The 17261-nt window shown below is 70.2% G+C and carries 14 protein-coding genes and 1 riboswitch; of the genes, 5 read left to right on the plus strand and 9 right to left on the minus strand.

The annotated features are described in order from the left end of the window. Window positions 1–10: 10 nt before the first annotated feature. Genes GAS53_RS12330 through GAS53_RS12340 form a run of 3 tightly spaced genes read right to left on the minus strand, consistent with a single transcriptional unit; the run spans window position 11 to window position 4667 of the window. Complete coding sequence (locus GAS53_RS12330) at window positions 11–1198, minus strand: alkaline phosphatase family protein (RefSeq protein WP_151477556.1); 1188 nt, start codon at window positions 1196–1198, stop codon at window positions 11–13. Continuing rightward, on the minus strand, window positions 1198–1785 hold the full coding sequence (locus tag GAS53_RS12335) for a DUF5998 family protein (protein ID WP_151477557.1): 588 nt from the start codon (window positions 1783–1785) through the stop codon (window positions 1198–1200). The genes GAS53_RS12330 and GAS53_RS12335 overlap by 1 nt, the downstream gene beginning before the upstream one ends. A gap of 41 nt (window positions 1786–1826) precedes the next feature. Beyond that, on the minus strand, window positions 1827–4667 hold the full coding sequence (locus GAS53_RS12340) for a bifunctional acetate--CoA ligase family protein/GNAT family N-acetyltransferase (protein WP_151477558.1): 2841 nt from the start codon (window positions 4665–4667) through the stop codon (window positions 1827–1829). Window positions 4668–4908: 241 nt separating this feature from the next. Here GAS53_RS12340 and GAS53_RS12350 point away from each other — a divergent pair, with 241 nt between their 5' ends. Next, window positions 4909–5190: an HPr family phosphocarrier protein gene (locus tag GAS53_RS12350; protein ID WP_151477559.1), complete on the plus strand. Its 282-nt coding sequence runs from the start codon at window positions 4909–4911 to the stop codon at window positions 5188–5190. 226 nt (window positions 5191–5416) lie between these two features. Here GAS53_RS12350 and GAS53_RS12355 read toward each other — a convergent pair whose 3' ends face one another. The 4 genes from GAS53_RS12355 to GAS53_RS12370 all read right to left on the minus strand — a co-directional run bounded on the left by GAS53_RS12355 (window position 5417) and on the right by GAS53_RS12370 (window position 10252). Then, a complete protein-coding gene (locus GAS53_RS12355) occupies window positions 5417–6112 on the minus strand; it encodes a GntR family transcriptional regulator (RefSeq protein ID WP_151477560.1) in 696 nt (231 codons plus the stop codon). A 232-nt stretch (window positions 6113–6344) separates the two neighbouring features. Next, a complete protein-coding gene (locus GAS53_RS12360; protein ID WP_151477561.1) occupies window positions 6345–7121 on the minus strand; it encodes a M23 family metallopeptidase in 777 nt (258 codons plus the stop codon). A gap of 13 nt (window positions 7122–7134) precedes the next feature. After that, window positions 7135–7294: riboswitch (cyclic di-AMP (ydaO/yuaA leader) on the minus strand. 214 nt (window positions 7295–7508) lie between these two features. Beyond that, on the minus strand, window positions 7509–8897 hold the full coding sequence (locus GAS53_RS12365) for a M16 family metallopeptidase (protein ID WP_151477562.1): 1389 nt from the start codon (window positions 8895–8897) through the stop codon (window positions 7509–7511). Continuing rightward, on the minus strand, window positions 8894–10252 hold the full coding sequence (locus GAS53_RS12370) for a M16 family metallopeptidase (RefSeq protein ID WP_192583082.1): 1359 nt from the start codon (window positions 10250–10252) through the stop codon (window positions 8894–8896). Before GAS53_RS12370 ends, GAS53_RS12365 begins: the two co-directional genes overlap by 4 nt. Before the next feature lie 305 nt (window positions 10253–10557). Between GAS53_RS12370 and GAS53_RS12375 the strand changes: the two genes are divergently transcribed. Then, window positions 10558–13008: a DNA gyrase/topoisomerase IV subunit A gene (locus GAS53_RS12375; RefSeq protein WP_151477564.1), complete on the plus strand. Its 2451-nt coding sequence runs from the start codon at window positions 10558–10560 to the stop codon at window positions 13006–13008. Window positions 13009–13026: 18 nt separating this feature from the next. Here the strand turns inward: GAS53_RS12375 and GAS53_RS12380 are convergent, their stop codons facing one another. Further along, window positions 13027–14190 (minus strand): CobW family GTP-binding protein, encoded by a 1164-nt coding sequence (locus tag GAS53_RS12380; RefSeq protein WP_404829208.1) that lies wholly within the window; start codon window positions 14188–14190, stop codon window positions 13027–13029. 319 nt (window positions 14191–14509) lie between these two features. On the opposite strand from GAS53_RS12380, the gene GAS53_RS12385 reads away from it, so the two are divergent. From GAS53_RS12385 to GAS53_RS12395, 3 genes are all read left to right on the plus strand, one after another. After that, a complete protein-coding gene (locus tag GAS53_RS12385) occupies window positions 14510–15064 on the plus strand; it encodes a DUF6082 family protein (protein ID WP_151477565.1) in 555 nt (184 codons plus the stop codon). Window positions 15065–15339: 275 nt separating this feature from the next. Then, entirely contained in the window at window positions 15340–15579 is a 240-nt protein-coding gene (locus tag GAS53_RS12390; RefSeq protein ID WP_225858884.1) for a hypothetical protein, read from the plus strand. A gap of 159 nt (window positions 15580–15738) precedes the next feature. Next, window positions 15739–15975 (plus strand): hypothetical protein, encoded by a 237-nt coding sequence (locus GAS53_RS12395; protein WP_151477655.1) that lies wholly within the window; start codon window positions 15739–15741, stop codon window positions 15973–15975. Between the two features lie 57 nt (window positions 15976–16032). On the opposite strand, the gene GAS53_RS12400 is transcribed toward GAS53_RS12395, so the two are convergent. Then, entirely contained in the window at window positions 16033–17199 is a 1167-nt protein-coding gene (locus GAS53_RS12400; protein ID WP_151477566.1) for a citrate synthase/methylcitrate synthase, read from the minus strand. Window positions 17200–17261 lie beyond the last annotated feature (62 nt).

The raw sequence follows: 17261 nt of genomic DNA on the forward strand, positions 1-17261 counted from the left end.
AAAAGGGAGGTCAGGAACGTACTTCCAGGAGCGGGACGTGCTGCTCCACCGGTGTCAACGAGCCATGGTTGCCGACCATCGCCGACTCCTTCGGCTCCCGCTCGGACGCGATGATCAGTACGTCGTCGCGGGCGGCCGCGACCACGTCGCCGATGCGCGCGTACACCCGCTCGTCGATCTGCGGCCCGAACCAGCCGGCCGCGATCGCCTCGTCCCGCGAGGCCACCCAGAACTGCTCGCCGAGCACCTCGCGCCAGCAGGTCAGGACGTCCGACTCGGCGCCCGGGACCGCGTAGACGTGCCGGGCGCGGCCCTCGCCGCCGAGGAGGGCGACGCCTGCGCGCAGCTCCCAGTCCTCGTCGAAGTCGATGCGGTGCTGCTCGTCGAAGGGGATGTCGATCATGCCGTGGTCGGCGGTGACGTACAGGGCCGTGCGCGGCGGCAGTTGCTCGGCCAGGCGCTGGACCAGGCGGTCCACGTACATGAGCTGTCCGCGCCAGGGGTCCGAGTCGACGCCGAAGCGGTGGCCCTTGCCGTCCACTTCCGCGTAGTACGTGTAGACCAACGAGCGGTCCCCGGCGGACAGTTGCTCGGCCGCGAGGTCCATGCGCTCCTCGCCGGAGAGCCGCCCGTGGAACGTTCCGCCGCTGAGTGCGACCTTGGTCAGCGGGGTGTTCTGGAAGGTCGGCGACGAGACCTGGGCCGTGTGCACACCCGCCGCGTCGGCCAGCTGGAACACCGTGGGGTACGGCTGCCACTTGCGCGGCTGCGTCCACGGATTCCAGCGGAGCTGGTTCATCAGCTCGCCGGTCTCCGGATTGCGCGCGGTGTAGCCGGGCAGACCGTGCGCGCCCGGCGGCAGCCCCGTACCGACCGAGGCCAGCGAGGTCGCGGTGGTCGCGGGATAACCCGCGGTGATCGGCCGGCCGGTGCCGCCGCGCGAGCTGCCCAGCAGGGCACTCATGAACGGGGCCTCGTCCGGATGTGCCTTCAGCTGCTCCCAGCCGAGGCCGTCGATCAGGAAGACGCAGTTCCGGTCGGCCGGGCTCAGTTCTGTGAGCGAAGCGGTCATATCCGGTACGTCCATGCCGGCCGCCAGCGTGGGCAGCAGGTCGGCGAGCGAACCGGTCCCGTACTCGGGTACGGGTGCGGAGTCGAGGGCGAGTGGTTCCGGGTGGTCCCAGACTTGCTGGGACATCAGCGCGCGACGTCCACGGTCGCCTCGGAGAGCGACTGGGCGAAGGCGAGTGTCTGCCGCACGGCGTCCGGGCCGTCCCCGGCCTCGCTGACGCGCAGGCTCAGGTCGTCCGCCGTCGAACTGCCCGTGTACCCGTGGTCCGCCTCGCAGTTGGGGTCGCCGCAGGCGGCCGGCTCCAGGTCGATACGGGCCACCGCTCCCCAGCCGATGGTGAGGACGACCTCGCGGGGCAGCGTCCCCGGAACGTACTTCTCCGGATTCGCGACGACCCGGCTGAGTACGACCGACGAGATCCGGCCAAGCTTCACGGACTCGGTGGACGTGGTCGCGTACGGCGTCGGCGACGTGCTGTCCGCCGCCTGCTCGTCGGTGTGGCTCACGATGAAGCGGTTGCCCGTGAGGACGAGCACCGTGACGTGCCGACGCACCTCGTTCGCATCGAACGTCGTCTCCTGGTGGACCAGATACGACTGGATGGGCTCGCCGCCCACAGCGGCCTCCACCGCCTCGGCCACGAGGGCCGGGTAGTAGCCGCTGCGCTCGATCGCCGCTCGCAGCCCCTGGGTCGTCGTACTGGTCTTGGCCATGTCGCCCATCCTACGGGGGCGCACTGACTGCGAGGCACCGCTCAGTACACAGGAAGTGTGCGCGGACCCAGGTCGTCGCGGGCGGGCGGGGGCGCGAGCCGCACGGAGGCACCGAGCACGCTCAGCCCGCGCGGGGCGACGACGACGGGCTCCAGGGACACGGAGACGACCTCCGGGTGGTCGTCCACAAGGCGTGACAGGCGCAGCAGCAGCTCCTCCAGGGCAGCCGTGTCCGCTGGTGCCGAGCCCCGCCAGCCGAAGAGGAGCGGCGCGGTCCGGATCGACCGGACCAGCGAGGCCGCGTCCCGGTCGGTGACCGGAATCAGTCGGTGCGCGGTGTCCCCGAGCAGTTCCGACGCGACCCCGGCGAGCCCGAACGAGAGCACCGCTCCGGCCGCCGGGTCGATGACCGCGCGTACGACCGTGTCGACCCCGCGCGGCGCCATCCCCTGCACCACCGGGCGCAGCTCCTCGGGCTTCCCGAAGAGACTCGTCAACTCGGCGTACGCCCGCCGCAGTTGCTCCTCGTCCGCCAGATCCAGCCGTACGCCGCCCAGGTCGGCGCGGTGGCGCAGGTGGGGGGCGGTGGTCTTGAGCGCCACAGGGTAGCCGAGGCGCTCCGCCGCGGCGACGGCCTCGTCGGGCGTCGGCGCGGGCAGGGCCCGGCGTACGTCGATGCCGTACCGCCCGAACAGGGCACAGGTGTCGTCGGGGCCGAGCGTGAGCCCGCCCATGTCACCGTCGCCCAGCAGCCGGTCGATCTGCTCGGCGGCGCCCTTCTCGTCGATGTCCTCGTACTCGGGCACGCGCGCGGGGTCGGCGGCCTCGCGCCGCCACTGGCCGTACTTCACGGCTTCGCCGAGCGCGCGGACGGCGCGCTCGGCGGCGGGGTAGGCGGGGATGAGGCGGGAGTCGCTGTCGGCCGGGGCTGCCTGTACGGGGGCCGGGCGGTCGGCCGGGCGGATCGGGTGGGCGCTGCCCAGGATCCCGGGTGCGGGTGGAGCGACCTGGGGTGCGGTGCTGGCGGCCGCGGACAACGCCTCCGCGAGCCCTCCCAGCTCGACGTGGACCACGAGAACCGGCTTGGTGGGAGCCGCCGCCGAGGCCGAGCGCAGTGCCTCCGCCAGGGCGGCATCGGCCGCCGCCGTCGTCTCCCCCACCGCCGGAATCGCGGTGACCACGACGGCGTCACAGCCGTCGTCGGCCAGCGCATGCGACAACGCGGCACGGAAGTCCTCGGCCGATGCGGCCGTCGTCAGATCCCGAGGCGGCAGCGGCCGCAGCCCCTCGGCGAGACACGCGTCGTACGTCAGCAGCCCCAGCGACTCGGAGTTCCCCAGAATCGCCACCCGCGGCCCGGACGGGAGCGGCTGCCGTGCCAGCAGAAGCCCCGCGTCGACCAGCTCCGTGATCGTGTCCACCCGGATGACCCCGGCCTGCCGCAGCAGCGCCGACACCGTCGCGTGCGGCAACCGTGTGGCCCGTACCGCATGCCCCTGGGGCGCGGCCCCGCCGTGCCGCGCGCCCTGCACGACGACCAGCGGCTTCGCGGCCGCCGTGCGCCGCGCGAGGCGGGTGAACTTCCGCGGGTTCCCGATGGATTCGAGGTACATGAGCGCGACGTCGGTGTCCGGGTCGTCGTACCAGTACTGCAGGACGTCGTTGCCGGACACGTCCGCTCGGTTGCCCGAGGAGATGAACGTCGACACGCCGGTCACGCCCGTGACCCCACCGCCGCGCCGGTGCAGCCGGGACAGCAGGGCGATCCCGATGGCGCCGGACTGCGCGAACAGGCCGATCCGGCCGGCGCGCGGCATCTCCGGGGCGAGGGAGGCGTTGAGCCGCACCTCCGGGGAGGTGTTGATGACTCCGAAGGCGTTCGGTCCGATGATGCGCATCCCGTACGTACGCGCCTGGCGCACGAGCTCGCGCTGGCGCTCCCTGCCGTCGGAACCGCTCTCGGCGTACCCCGCGGAGACCACGACGAGCCCCTGCACCCCGTGCTCACCGCACTCGGCGACGACTTCGGGCACGTGCTCGGCCGGGACGGCGACGACGGCGAGGTCGACGGGCTCGGAGATGTCGCGGATGGAGCGATGGGCCGGGACCCCGTCGAGCTCCTTCTCCTGTAGTGCCCCGTTCACCGCGTACAGGCGCCCGGTGAAGCCCGCGTCGCGGAGGTTCTCCAGGATGCTGCGGCCCACTCCCCCGGACGCGCGACCCGCGCCGATGACGGCGACCGAGCCGGGAGCGAGGAGCCGGGCCACGGACCGCCCCTCCGCCCTCTGCTCCCGCGCACGCTGCACGGCGAGCGAGCGGTCGGTGGGCTCCAGGTCGAACTCCAGGCGTACGACACCGTCCTCGAAGCTGCGCTTCTGCTGGTACCCGGCGTCGGTGAACACCTTGATCATCTTGCTGTTGGCGGGTAGCACCTCGGCGGCGAACCGGCGGATGCCGCGCTCGCGGGCGACGGCCGCGATGTGTTCGAGCAGGGCCGATGCCACGCCGCGGCCCTGGTGGGCGTCCTGCACGAGGAAGGCGACCTCGGCCTCGTCGGCCGGAGCTGAGGCGGACAGCCCCTCGGCGTCGATGCGGTCGTAGCGTACGGTGGCGATGAACTCGCCGCCGACCGTGGCCGCGAGTCCCACCCGGTCCACAAAGTCGTGGTGCGTGAAGCGGTGGACGTCCTTGGCGGACAGGCGCGGGTACGGCGCGAAGAAGCGGTAGTACTTCGACTCGTCGGACACCTGCTCGTAGAAGCTGACCAGGCGGTCGGCGTCGTCGGCCGTGATGGGCCGGATGCGCGCGGTGCCGCCGTCGCGCAGCACGACATCGGCCTCCCAGTGGGCGGGATACTCGTGCCGGTCCGACGAGGTCTGCATGGCCCCCAGAGTACGGCTCGGCTCCGACAACGGCCGGTGCGCGTCCCGACAATGACGGGCTCGCGTCCGGCGAAGGCGGGCTCGCGCCGGGCAAGGGCGGGCTCGCATCCGGCAAGGGCGCAAGGCAGTCTTGGGGGGCCGAAGCCGCCTTGAGTCCGGGTCCCGCACCCGCTCGGGGGCACGCTTCACGATATGGAACAATGGTCTAGACAACCGTGAGACACCTGAAGGGCAGCATCACATGGCTGAGCGCCGCGTCAACGTCGGCTGGGCCGAGGGCCTTCACGCCCGTCCCGCCTCCATCTTCGTCCGGGCGGCCACGGCCTCCGGCGTCCCCGTGACGATCGCCAAGGCCGACGGCAACCCCGTCAACGCCGCTTCCATGCTCGCGGTCCTCGGTCTGGGCGCCCAGGGCGGCGAGGAGATCGTCCTGGCCTCCGACGCCGAGGGGGCGGACGTCGCACTCGACCGCCTGGCGAAGCTGGTCGCCGAGGGCCTGGAGGAGCTGCCCGAAACGGTCTGAGCACGCACCCCTTTGCGCCTGAGCCGGCGCCGCTCTCGCGGATCTGGTTGCGCGCCGTCGGGGTTACTCAATTGATGGTGGGGGTGTTCTTCGCTCCAAAGACTCCGCCCCCACTCATACGACGAAGGGCTCGCCTCACATATGAGGCGGGCCCTTTGCTTTTCCGTATTATGGGCAGCAAAAATAATCCCCCGCGAATTACATCTCTTTGTATACGGCGCCACTGTTAATGCCGCAGGCTCGGCGTGTTTACGGGATGTTGCGAAGTCCTCACACGTTCCACCCGATCACTGCCACCGGGAAAGCGCAGCCGGTGCGCCGTCATCGCCCGCTCGGTGTGCAGCGCGGTGATCGCCCTGGCCCGGTCGCTGTCGCCGCGCGCGACGGCGTCCACGATGGCGCCGTGCTCGGTCCAGGACTCCGCGGGATGGGCCGGCGCCTCGACCGAATACATCCAGGCGATCTTGTGCCTCAGCTGGGCGAGCGTCGAGGTCAGCGCGGGGCTGCCGGAGGCCTGCGCGAGCGTCTCGTGGAACCAGCCGCCGAGCGAGCGCAGATCCTCGCTGTTGCCCCTCCTGGCCCGCTCCTGGCCCAGCCTGACCAGGCCGCGCAGCACCTTGAGGTGCGCCTCGGTGCGGCGCTGGGCGGCGCGCGCGGCGCCCAGCGGCTCCAGCAGCATGCGCATCTCCAGCAGGTCGGCGGCCTCCTGCTCGGTGGGTTCCGCGACGCACGCGCCCGCGTGCCGGCGGGTGAGGACGAAACCCTCCGCCTCCAGGGTGCGCAGGGCCTCGCGCACGGGGACCCTCGATACGCCGTAGCGGCGCGCGAGCAGTTCTTCGGTGAGCCGGCTGCCGCGCTCGTAGACACCCGCGACGATGTCGTCACGGATCGCCGTGCATACCGAGTGCGCGGGAATACGCATGACCGGACCTCCGCCTTAATCCCCGCGAAACGCGGTCGATCGACGCTTGTTCGGTGACTCTATTGCAGAGAGCGGGAAATTCCGATGGCAGGTCGGAATCCATGGATATTTTTTGGACACACCACGCTTCTGAACAGGCAGTCGTCCGGTGAGAAAGCGGTCATGAAGTGGTGGGGCGCGCGAAGGCCCCGGCTCGGTGAGCCGGGGCCTTCGGGAGTGGTGTCGCCCGCCGTCAGACGTTCACGCCGTGCGAGCGGAGGTACGAGAGGGGGTCGATGTCCGAGCCGTACTCCGCGGACGTCCGCGCCTCGAAGTGCAGGTGCGCGCCGGTGACGTTGCCGGTCGCTCCGGAGAGGCCTATCTGCTGGCCGGGGGTGACCGTCTGGCCGACCGAGACTCCCAGGGACGACATGTGCCCGTACTGCGTGTACGTGCCGTCGTTCATCTTGATGACGACCTCGTTGCCGTACGCGCCGCCCCAGCCGGCTTCCACGACGATGCCGGCGCCCACCGCGTGCACGGCGGTGCCGCTCGCGGCGTGGAAGTCGATGCCGGTGTGGCTGCCGGAGGACCAGACGGCGCCGCCCGCCTTGTAGCCGGTGGAGACGTACGAGCCGGCGATGGGCGCGGTGTACGAGTTCAGCAGGCGCTTGCGCTCGGCCTCACGGGCGGCGCGGGCCTTGGCCTCGCGCTCCTTCTTGGCCTTCTCCGCGGCCTCCTCGGCACGCTGCTTCGCGGCCGCCTCGGCCTTCTCGCGGGCGGCGGCCTCGTCGGCGGCCTGCTGCTGGGCGGCGGCCTGCGCGCCGATCTGGTCGGCGACCGAGTCGCCGATGGTGATGGTCTGGGTGAGGCCGGTCTGCTCGACCGAGCTCTCGGCGGCGAACCCCGGGGCGGCCAGGGTGCCGACGACGCCGGTGGTGGCGAGTGCGGCGACGCCCACGGTCCTGTTGGTCGTGCGCTTCATGCGGCTGGGACGACGGTGCTTCCCGGTGGCGCGGGTGAACGCCATGAAGTGGCTGGTCCTTTCCTTCCTTCTCGCCTACCGGGTTAGCTGACGGGTTCGGAGCAGGAAGGTCTCCTACGGACCCCCTTCGGGAAGGGCGTCCGATTCACCCCAGGGACTGCGTATGGGTCCCCGGCTCCCCTGGCTCGCGCCGTACGGGGACTCGGCGATGACTGTCCGGTGCCGCGGACGCGGCGCACTGCCTGACGAACAGCCGGACCGACGCTAAGCGGGCCGTCTTTCAATCAACAAACGGATCAAGGCTTTTGTAGCGCATGCCACAGGGCAGACAGGCAACCTCCCTATCAATACGGACAAACGGGGGCCCAGGTGACTCTTCAGTCGCCTGGGCCCCAGCGGGTCGCCTGCTTCTCCTCGGTGTCTGCTCGGTGTCTACTCCGCTGATACGACGCTGACTTCGCCGATTCCGAGGGCCCTCACCGGCGCCTCGATCTGCGCGGCGTCCCCCACGAGGACGGTCACCAGCCGGTCCATCGGGAAGGCGCTCACGGCGGCCGCGGTGGCCTCCACCGTGCCGGTCGCGGCGAGTTGCTGGTACAGCGTCGACTGGTAGTCGTCCGGCAGGTGCTGCTCGACCTGGTCGGCGAGCGTGCTCGCGACGGCGGCCGCGGTCTCGAACTTGAGGGGCGCCACACCCACCAGGTTCTGCACGGCGACGTCGCGCTCGGCGTCCGTCAGGCCCTCTGCCGCGAGGGTGCGCAGCACCTTCCAGAGGTCGTCGAGCGCCGGGCCGGTGTTCGGGGTGTCCACGGAGCCGCTGATGGCGAGCATCGCGGCGCCCGTGCCGTCCGGTGCGGAGCGCAGCACCTGGCCGAACGCCCGCACACCGTAGGTGTAGCCCTTTTCCTCACGCAGGACGCGGTCCAGGCGGGAGGTGAGGGTGCCGCCGAGGCAGTACGTGCCGAGCACCTGGGCGGGCCACACACGGTCGTGCCGGTCGGCGCCGACGCGGCCGATGAGCAGCTGCGTCTGGACCGCTCCGGGGCGGTCGACGATGACCACGCGGCCGGTGTCGTCGGCGGTCACCGGCGGCACGGGGCGGGCCTCGGCCGCCGAGCCGGTCCAGGTGCCGAGTGTGTCCCCGAGCAGCGCGTCGAGGTCGACACCGGTGAGGTCGCCGACGACGACGGCGGTCCCGGTGGCGGGGCGTACGTGCTTCTCGTAGAAGGCGCGTACAGCCGCAGAGTCGATCGCGGCGACCGTCTCCTCGGTGCCCTGACGCGGGCGCGACATGCGCGAGGTCGCCGGGAAGAGCTCCTTGGAGAGCTCCTTGGCGGCGCGGCGGGCCGGGTTGGCGGTCTCGTGCGGGATCTCGTCGAGCCGGTTGCGCACCAGCCGCTCGACCTCGCTGTCCTCGAACGCGGGTGCCCTGAGGGCGTCGGCGAGCAGACCGAGCGCCTTGGGGAGCCGGGAGACGGGGACTTCGAGGCTGAGCCGTACGCCGGGGTGGTCGGCGTGCGCGTCGAGAGTGGCGCCGCAGCGCTCCAGCTCGGCGGCGAACTCCTCGGCGGAGTGCTTGTCGGTGCCTTCGGAGAAGGCGCGCGCCATGATCGTGGCGATGCCGTCCAGGCCCTGCGGCTCGGCCTCCAGCGGGGCGGCCAGGAGGATCTCGACGGCGACGACCTGCTGGCCGGGCCGGTGGCAGCGCAGCACCGTCAGGCCGTTGTCGAGCGCGCCGCGCTCGGGTGCCGGGAAGGCCCAGGGCCTGGCCTCGCCGGGCTGGGGCTGCGGGTGGAAGTCCATCGTGGCGAGCTCGGTCACTTGGCCGCCTCCTCGTCGGTGCCTTCAGCGGCGTCAGCATCGGTCTCTTCGGCGGCGACCGGCTCGTAGACCAGCACCGCGCGGTTGTCGGGGCGCAGGCGGGCCTTGGCGACCTCCTGGACCTCCGCGGCCGTGACCTCGAGGACGCGCTGGACGGCGGTCAGGGCGAGCTGCGGGTCGCCGAACAGGACGGCGTACCGGCACAGTTCGTCGGCGCGGCCGGCGACCGTGCCGAGGCGGTCCAGCCACTCGCGCTCCAACTGGGCCTGGGCGCGCTCCATTTCCTCGGCCGTGGGGCCCTCCTCGGCGAACCGGGCGAGCTCCTCGTCGACAGCGGCCTCGATCACCGGAACCTCGACGTCGCCGGACGTCTTCACGTCGAGCCACCCCAGGGAGGGCGCTCCCGCGAGGCGCAGCAGGCCGAACCCGGCGGCCACGGCCGTGCGGTCACGGCGTACGAGCCGGTTGTAGAGCCGGGACGACTCACCGCCGCCGAGGACCGTCAGGGCCAGGTCCGCCGCGTCGCACGCGCGCGTGCCGTCCTCCGGCAGCCGGTAGGCGGCCATCAGCGCGCGGGCCGGGACCTCCTCCTCGACGACCTCGCGCAGCTGCTCGCCGATGATCTCCGGCAACGCGCCGTCGCGCGGGGCGGGCTTGCCGTCATGGCCCGCGATCGAGCCGAAGTACTTCTCCACCCAGGCGAGCGTCTGCTCCGGGTCGATGTCGCCGACCACGGAGAGCACGGCGTTGTTGGGCGCGTAGTAGGTGCGGAAGAAGGCGCGCGCGTCCTCCAGGGTGGCCGCGTCCAGATCCGCCATCGACCCGATCGGGGTGTGGTGGTAGGGGTGGCCCTCCGGGTAGGCGAGGCCGGTCAGCTTCTCGAAAGCGGTGCCGTAGGGGACGTTGTCGTAGCGCTGACGGCGCTCGTTCTTGACGACGTCCCGCTGGTTCTCCATGGACTCGTCGTCGAGCGCGGCGAGCAGTGAGCCCATGCGGTCGGCCTCCAGCCAGAGGGCGAGCTCCAGCTGGTGCGTGGGCATGGTCTCGAAGTAGTTGGTCCTCTCAAAACTGGTCGTGCCGTTGAGCGAACCGCCCGCGCCCTGCACCAGTTCGAAGTGGCCATTGCCCTTCACCTGGCCCGAGCCCTGGAACATCAGGTGCTCGAAGAGGTGGGCAAGTCCGGTACGGCCCTTGACCTCGTGGCGCGAGCCGACGTCGTACCAGAGGCACACCGCCGCGACCGGGGTCAGGTGATCCTCGGAGAGCACCACACGCAGGCCGTTGGCCAGGCGGTGCTCGGTCGCTGTCAGGCCGCCGGAACCGGCCTCAGCTGTGGCCGTGTGACCCATGGGCATGTACGTCCCTTCGATCGCGGAAAACTGCGGAATTCCTGCTAGTCATGCCACTGTATGCAAGCGCGCGGACAGCTGGCGAAGTTCCCGCGTCGCGTACGCCCAGAGCGAGCAGGCAAGCGCTCTCCGGAGCCGGCGCGGACGGACCGGGCACGTGGCCTGCGAGGCCTGTGCGGACGGCCGGCCACGTGGCTTCCAAGGGCCGTACTCATGGGCCGTGGTCCGCGTTGTCAGTGGGCCGGTCCACAATGGAGCCCGTCAGAACCCGTTCATGCCCAGGCAGAGACTGTGAAGGAGCCGCAGCAGCGATGGCCCGCCGCAGCACGAAGACCCCGCCGCCCGACGACTTCGAGGAGCGCATCCTCGACATTGACGTCGTCGACGAGATGCAGGGCTCCTTCCTCGAGTACGCGTACTCGGTCATCTACTCCCGAGCCCTGCCGGACGCCCGCGACGGCCTCAAGCCCGTGCACCGCCGCATCGTCTACCAGATGAACGAGATGGGGCTGCGCCCCGATCGTGGCTATGTGAAGTGCGCCCGTGTCGTCGGCGAGGTCATGGGTAAGCTCCACCCCCACGGCGACTCGTCGATCTACGACGCCCTGGTGCGCCTGGCCCAGCCGTTCTCCATGCGCCTGCCCCTGGTCGACGGCCACGGCAACTTCGGCTCGCTGGGCAACGACGACCCGCCGGCCGCCATGCGGTACACCGAGTGCCGGATGGCCGACGCGACGTCCCTGATGACGGAGTCGATCGACGAGAACACGGTCGACTTCACACCCAACTACGACGGCCAGGAGCAGGAGCCGGGCGTCCTCCCGGCGGCCTACCCGAACCTCCTGGTCAACGGCGCGTCGGGCATCGCGGTCGGCATGGCGACGAACATGGCGCCGCACAACCTCGGCGAGGTCATCGCCGCCGCCCGGCACCTGATCCGCCACCCCGGCGCCGACCTCGAGACGCTCATGAAGCACGTCCCGGGGCCCGACCTGCCCACCGGCGGCCGCATCGTCGGCCTCTCCGGGATCAGGGACGCGTACGAGACGGGCCGCGGCACCTTCAAGATCCGCGCGACGGTCTCCGTGGAGAACGTGACGGCGCGCCGCAAGGGCCTCGTCGTCACCGAACTGCCCTTCACCGTCGGCCCGGAGAAGGTGATCGCCAAGATCAAGGACCTGGTCGGCGCCAAGAAGCTGCAGGGCATCGCGGACGTCAAGGACCTCACCGACCGTGCGCACGGCCTGCGCCTGGTCATCGAGGTCAAGAACGGCTTCGTGCCGGAGGCCGTCCTGGAGCAGCTCTACAAGCTGACGCCGATGGAGGAGTCCTTCGGCATCAACAACGTGGCGCTGGTGGACGGCCAGCCCCTCACGCTCGGCCTCAAGGAACTCCTGGAGGTGTACCTCGACCACCGCTTCGAGGTCGTGCGCCGCCGCAGTGAGTTCCGCCGCACCAAGAAGCGCGACCGGCTGCACCTGGTCGAGGGCCTGCTGGTCGCCCTGCTGGACATCGACGAGGTCATCCGCCTCATCCGCTCCAGCGAGAACTCCGCGCAGGCGAAGCAGCGCCTGATCGAGCACTTCTCGCTGAGTGAGGTCCAGACGCAGTACATCCTGGACACGCCGCTGCGCCGGCTCACCAAGTTCGACCGCATCGAGCTGGAGACGGAGCGCGACCGGCTCAACGGCGAGATCGACGAGCTGACCCGCATCCTGGAGTCGGACTCCGAGCTGCGCAAGCTGGTGTCGGGCGAACTGGCCGCGGTGGCCAAGAAGTTCGGCACCGAGCGGCGCACGGTGCTGCTGGAGTCCGCGGGTTCCGCCGCCGCGACCGTGCCGCTGCAGGTGGCCGACGACCCGTGCCGGGTGCTCCTGTCATCGACGGGACTGCTCGCGCGTACGGCGAACGGTGACCCCTTCGGGGAGAGCGCCGGCAAGCGCGCCAAGCACGACCTGATCGTCTCCGCCGTCCCGGCGACGGCACAGGGCGAGATCGGCGTGGTCACGTCCGCAGGACGGCTGCTGCGGATCAACGTCATCGATCTGCCGCAGCTGCCCGAGACCGCGACGGCCCCCAACCTCTCCGGGGGCGCGCCGATTTCGGAGTTCCTGACCCTGGAGGGTGACGAGGACGTCATCTGCTTGACGACGCTCGACGAGTCGTCGCCGGGTCTTGCGCTCGGCACCCAGCAGGGTGTCGTCAAGCGTGTGGTCCCCGACTATCCCTCCAACAAGGAGGAGCTGGAGGTCATCACGCTCAAGGACGGCGACCGGATCGTCGGCGCGGCCGAGCTGCGCACCGGCGAGGAGGACCTGGTCTTCGTCACGGACGACGCCCAACTGCTGCGCTTCCAGGCCTCTCAGGTCCGCCCGCAGGGCCGGCCCGCCGGCGGCGTGGCGGGCATCAAGCTCACGGACGGCGCCAAGGTGATCTCCTTCACGGCGATCGACCCGGCTGTGGACGCGGTCGTCTTCACTGTGGCGGGATCACGCGGCACACTCGACGACTCGGTCCAGACGACCGCAAAGCTGACCCCCTTCGACCAGTACCCGCGCAAGGGCCGCGCCACGGGCGGTGTGCGCTGCCAGCGGTTCCTGAAGGGCGAGGACTGCCTGAGCCTGGCGTGGGCCGGTCCCGCTCCGGCCCGGGCCGCGCAGAAGGACGGGACGCCGGCGGAGCTGCCGGAGCCGGACCCGCGGCGCGACGGCTCGGGAGTCTCGCTGGCGAAGACGGTTTCGGTGGTGGCGGGCCCTGCTTAGGCGTAAGGCCCGGTCGGCTCAGGCGTGGAGATCCGGGTTCCGGTCCCCCGGCTCCTGAGCGTCCGGGTCCTGCTCCTGCTCCTGCACGTAGCGGAGGACGCTCCACATGCTGTGCTCATCGGCGTGTGAGGCGTCCTCCTTGCACGCCTCCAGTTCCTTGCCGAGGGCAAGGGCGTCGATGCCGGAGCCGATGAGGACGAGCTGGGTGAGGCGCTCGCCCGGAGCCCAGGGCTCCGGATAGAAGCGCAGGAACCGGCCCACGGCGTGCACGGCGTACCGGTTGCGGGGGTCGGCCGCGCCGAAGTCGACGTACCCCTTGATGCGGTAGAGACCCTCGGGCCTGCTGTCGAGGAAGTCCATCAACCGCCGGGGGCTGAGGGGCACTTCGGAGGTGAAGGCGACGGACTCGTAGGCGGAGTGCAGATGGCCGCGGTGATCGTGCCCGTCGCCCTCCTCGTGCGCGTGGAGGTCATCCTGCGTGGGCAGGTCCGTATGCAGGTCATCGAAGGATAGCTGCCCTATACGCTCCTCCGTCGGCCTGCAGTCGAAGAGGAACTCGGGGTCGATCCGCCCGTACGAGGCGGGCACGACGGCGGCGCGGTCGGTGAGCGTCCGGACGAGTCGGATCACACGGTCGGGGTCCGCCGCCCGGTCCGCCTTGTTGACGACGACGAGATCGGCGATGGCGAGGTGCCGGTCGATCTCGGGATGCTTCTCGCGGGTGGCGTCGAACTCGGCGGCGTCGACGACCTCCACGAGCCCGCCGTAGACGATGCGCGGGTTCGCGCTGGCGAGGAGCATCTTCACCAGCTCCTGCGGCTCGGCGAGACCGCTCGCCTCGATGACGATGACGTCGATACGGGTGGAGGGCTGGGCGAGCCTGTCGAGGTAGACATCGAGTTCGGCGGCGTCCACGGCGCAGCACAGGCACCCGTTCCCGAGCGCGACGGTGGAGTCGCCGAGGGCGCCGGCGACCGCCATCGCGTCGATCTCGATCGACCCGAAGTCATTGACGATGGCCCCGATACGGCTGCCTCCACTGCGGTGGAGGAGGTGGTTGAGCAGGGTGGTCTTGCCGGAGCCGAGGAAGCCGGCCAGGACCACGACCGGGATCTGCGTCGGAGGGGAGACCGGGCGGGGAATCGGGATCTGCTGCGCACTCGGTTCCTGCTGCCTGCTCAACGCGCGTCCTCTCACACCGAAGCGTGCGCCGGTTCGGGAATCGGCGCCCGTACGACCAATGAATGCCGCCCCAGGATACGAGTGGGTCGAATCACCGCGAAGTGAACGATTGTTAGCGGCGCTCGCGGGGCACACGTTGGGCAAGGCGCCGGTAAACGCAACCCACACATCCCTCCGTGCGCCTCCTCTCCGCCTCCCTGCCGATCAGAGCCGCTCGGCACCCTGGGAGACGGCAAGCGCGCCGCCAACCGCTCGCCGGTCCGCTCCCTGTCGACCCGCACCGACGACCGGCGGACGGTCGCCTGATTCGGGGGTTGACATGGCCACACGGAACTTTGGGCTTCGGAGGCTGAGGGCTGTCGCCTCGGCAGGGGCGGTCCTAGCGGCAGGCGCCGCCGCCCTGGCCGTACAACGGCCCACGCTCATGGAACTGCGCGCGCGGATCGAACTGCTGGAGCAGGCCGCCCAGAAGCAGCGCCAGACCAACTTCGCCCATCAGCAGCGCCTGCACTGGGAACTGCTGAGCAAGGCCATGGACGATCCGGACCTGGCCGAGGTGCTGGACGCCTACAACGGGACCGTTCCGCCGAGGAAGCAACGGCAGTTCCTCTTCGCCAACGCCCTGTACACCAACGCCCTCTGCTACTACCGCATGGGCAACATGACCCGCGAGGAGTTCTTCGGCTTCGCTCGGAGCATGCTCCAGATCCCCATCTTCCGTGAGTACTGGAACGCCACCCTTCCGCACCGGGCAACGCTGATCGGAACCTCCGACGAAGCCCAACTGGGACGCATGGTTGACGACCTCCTCGTCCAGTTGGAGGAAGCGGACATCGACGAGTGGTGGGTGGTCGGAGAGCCGCCGAGCGAGTAGAGCCGCCCGGTTCGCGCCCTTCGGCCGTGAAGTGCCGTCCTCGCGAGCCACACTCCTGGGCACATCACACGGTTGGGCGGTAACAAACCAATAAACCGCCGCGTTTCCCCAGGTGCCAACAAGGTTGACTACTGCGCATCTTGCGAAACGGGTCGATCCCCGCCGAACCGAAGTCCTTGCCGCCCGGTTGTCGAGGCCGCGGCCCTACCGGGCCGCATCGCGCCGCGCAGCACCAGTGCGCACCCAGCCTCGAGACCCAAAGGAATGCCAGAACAGTGAGCCAGATCATCCGTCGGATTGGTACCCCTCCGAGCGCGCGGGGGAGTGCAACTGGTGCCAATTGCCCCGATATCTTCGAGCTGTCCGACGGAAGGTTCGCTGTCATCGGCACGGACATCACCGACGAGCTCGACGCCGAACTCCCCGCAGACGCGTCCAGAGCCGACTACGAACGCATCGTCGTGGTCACCCGCGAGACCCTCATTCACGCCAAGGCTGACATTCCTGACGCATAGCCGACAGGGATCATTCGCTGCGCGCCCCGCTACCGCAGTCAGCCTGTGTTCGTTTGCCCGTCCATGCCCCAGCGTGCCCTGCAGCCTTCGCGGCAGGGCGCCTCGGGGCGGGCAGCGCCATGACCTCAAGGTCACAGCACGAAAGGCTTGAGACAGATGGTGACAATCGTACGGCGGATCGGCGACTCTCCCCTTGCGCGAGGCAGCGCATCGGGACAGACCTGCCCCGACATCTTCGAACTCAGCGACGGCAGCTTCGCCGTGATCGGCACGGACGCCACCGCAGCGCTGGATCCCGCACTGCCCGCGGACGCATCCCGCGCAGACCATGAACGCATCGTCGTGGTCACCCGGGAGACTCTGATCCGCGCCAAGACGGACATCCCGGACGCGTAGCCGGCCGCGTGACGCAGTGGTTCTGCGCCGGAATCGTCGGCGCAGAACCACTTGAGCTCAAGCCGCGCCGGGCACCGCCGCCGGCGCTGCCGGCCCCACATATCGCGCCACCGGACGGATGATCTTCGAGTCCACCGCCTGCTCCAGGATGTTGGCGCTCCAGCCCACCACTCGGGCAGCGGCGAAGGTCGGCGTGAACATCTCGCGGGGCAGGCCGCACAGTTCCATGACCACACCGGCGTAGAACTCGACGTTGGTGTGCAGCTCCCGGCCCGGCTTCAACTCGGCGAGAATCGCCTCGACTTGGCGCTCGACCTCGACGGCGAAGTCGACGCGCGGGCCGCCGAACCCCTGGGCGACCTCGCGCAGCATCCGGGAACGGGGATCCTCCGTGCGGTAGATCGCATGGCCGAAGCCCATGATGCGGTCACCGGCAAGCACGCGCTCGCGGATCCAGGAGTCGATGCGCTCGGGGGTGCCGATCGCGTCGAGGGTGTCCAGCGCCCGGCTGGGCGCACCGCCGTGCAGCGGTCCGGACAGCGCCCCCACCGCCCCTACGAGGCACGCTGCCACGTCCGCCCCGGTCGAGGTGATGACCCGCGCCGTGAATGTTGATGCGTTGAAGCCATGATCAATGGTTGAGATCAAGTATTGCTCGACCGCCCGGGCCCGGTGCGGTTCCGGCTCCGAACCCGTCAACATGTAGAGGTAGTTCGCCGCGTACGAGAGATCCTCGCGCGGCTCCACCGGATCAAGTCCCTTGCCCAGCCGGTGCAGCGCGGTGAGGAGCGTCGGTACGGCCGCGGCCGCCACGAGGGTGTCCCGGCGCCGCTGGTCCGTGTCGATGTCGTACACTGGCCGGAACCCCTTCGCCGCACCGAGCAGCGACAACGCCGTGCGCATGCCGGCGAGCGGTCCGGAAGCTCCGCTCGCCGCGGCAATGGCGGGCAGCGCCGCCCACACCTCGTCCGGCAGCCGCCGCAGCCCCGCCGTCCGCTCGACGAACGCGGCACGCTGCGCCGCGTCCGGCAGTTCACCGTGTACGAGCAGATGCCATACGTCCTCGAAGCCGCGGGTCTGCGCGAGTTCGACGGCCGAGTACTGGCGGTAGTGATAAAACCCCTCGAGCCCTCTGACATCACCCACTTCGGTGTCGGTGACGACGACGCCCGCGAGTCCTCGCGGTACGTCGACAGAGGCGGTCGCGGCCCGGTTGATCGACATGCTTTCCTCCCTGGACTTGATTCGACTGTCCATGCTTGACTCAATCCTTGTCAATATTGATT

Source organism: Streptomyces albicerus (assembly GCF_008905045.1).
Classification (GTDB): domain Bacteria; phylum Actinomycetota; class Actinomycetes; order Streptomycetales; family Streptomycetaceae; genus Streptomyces; species Streptomyces albicerus.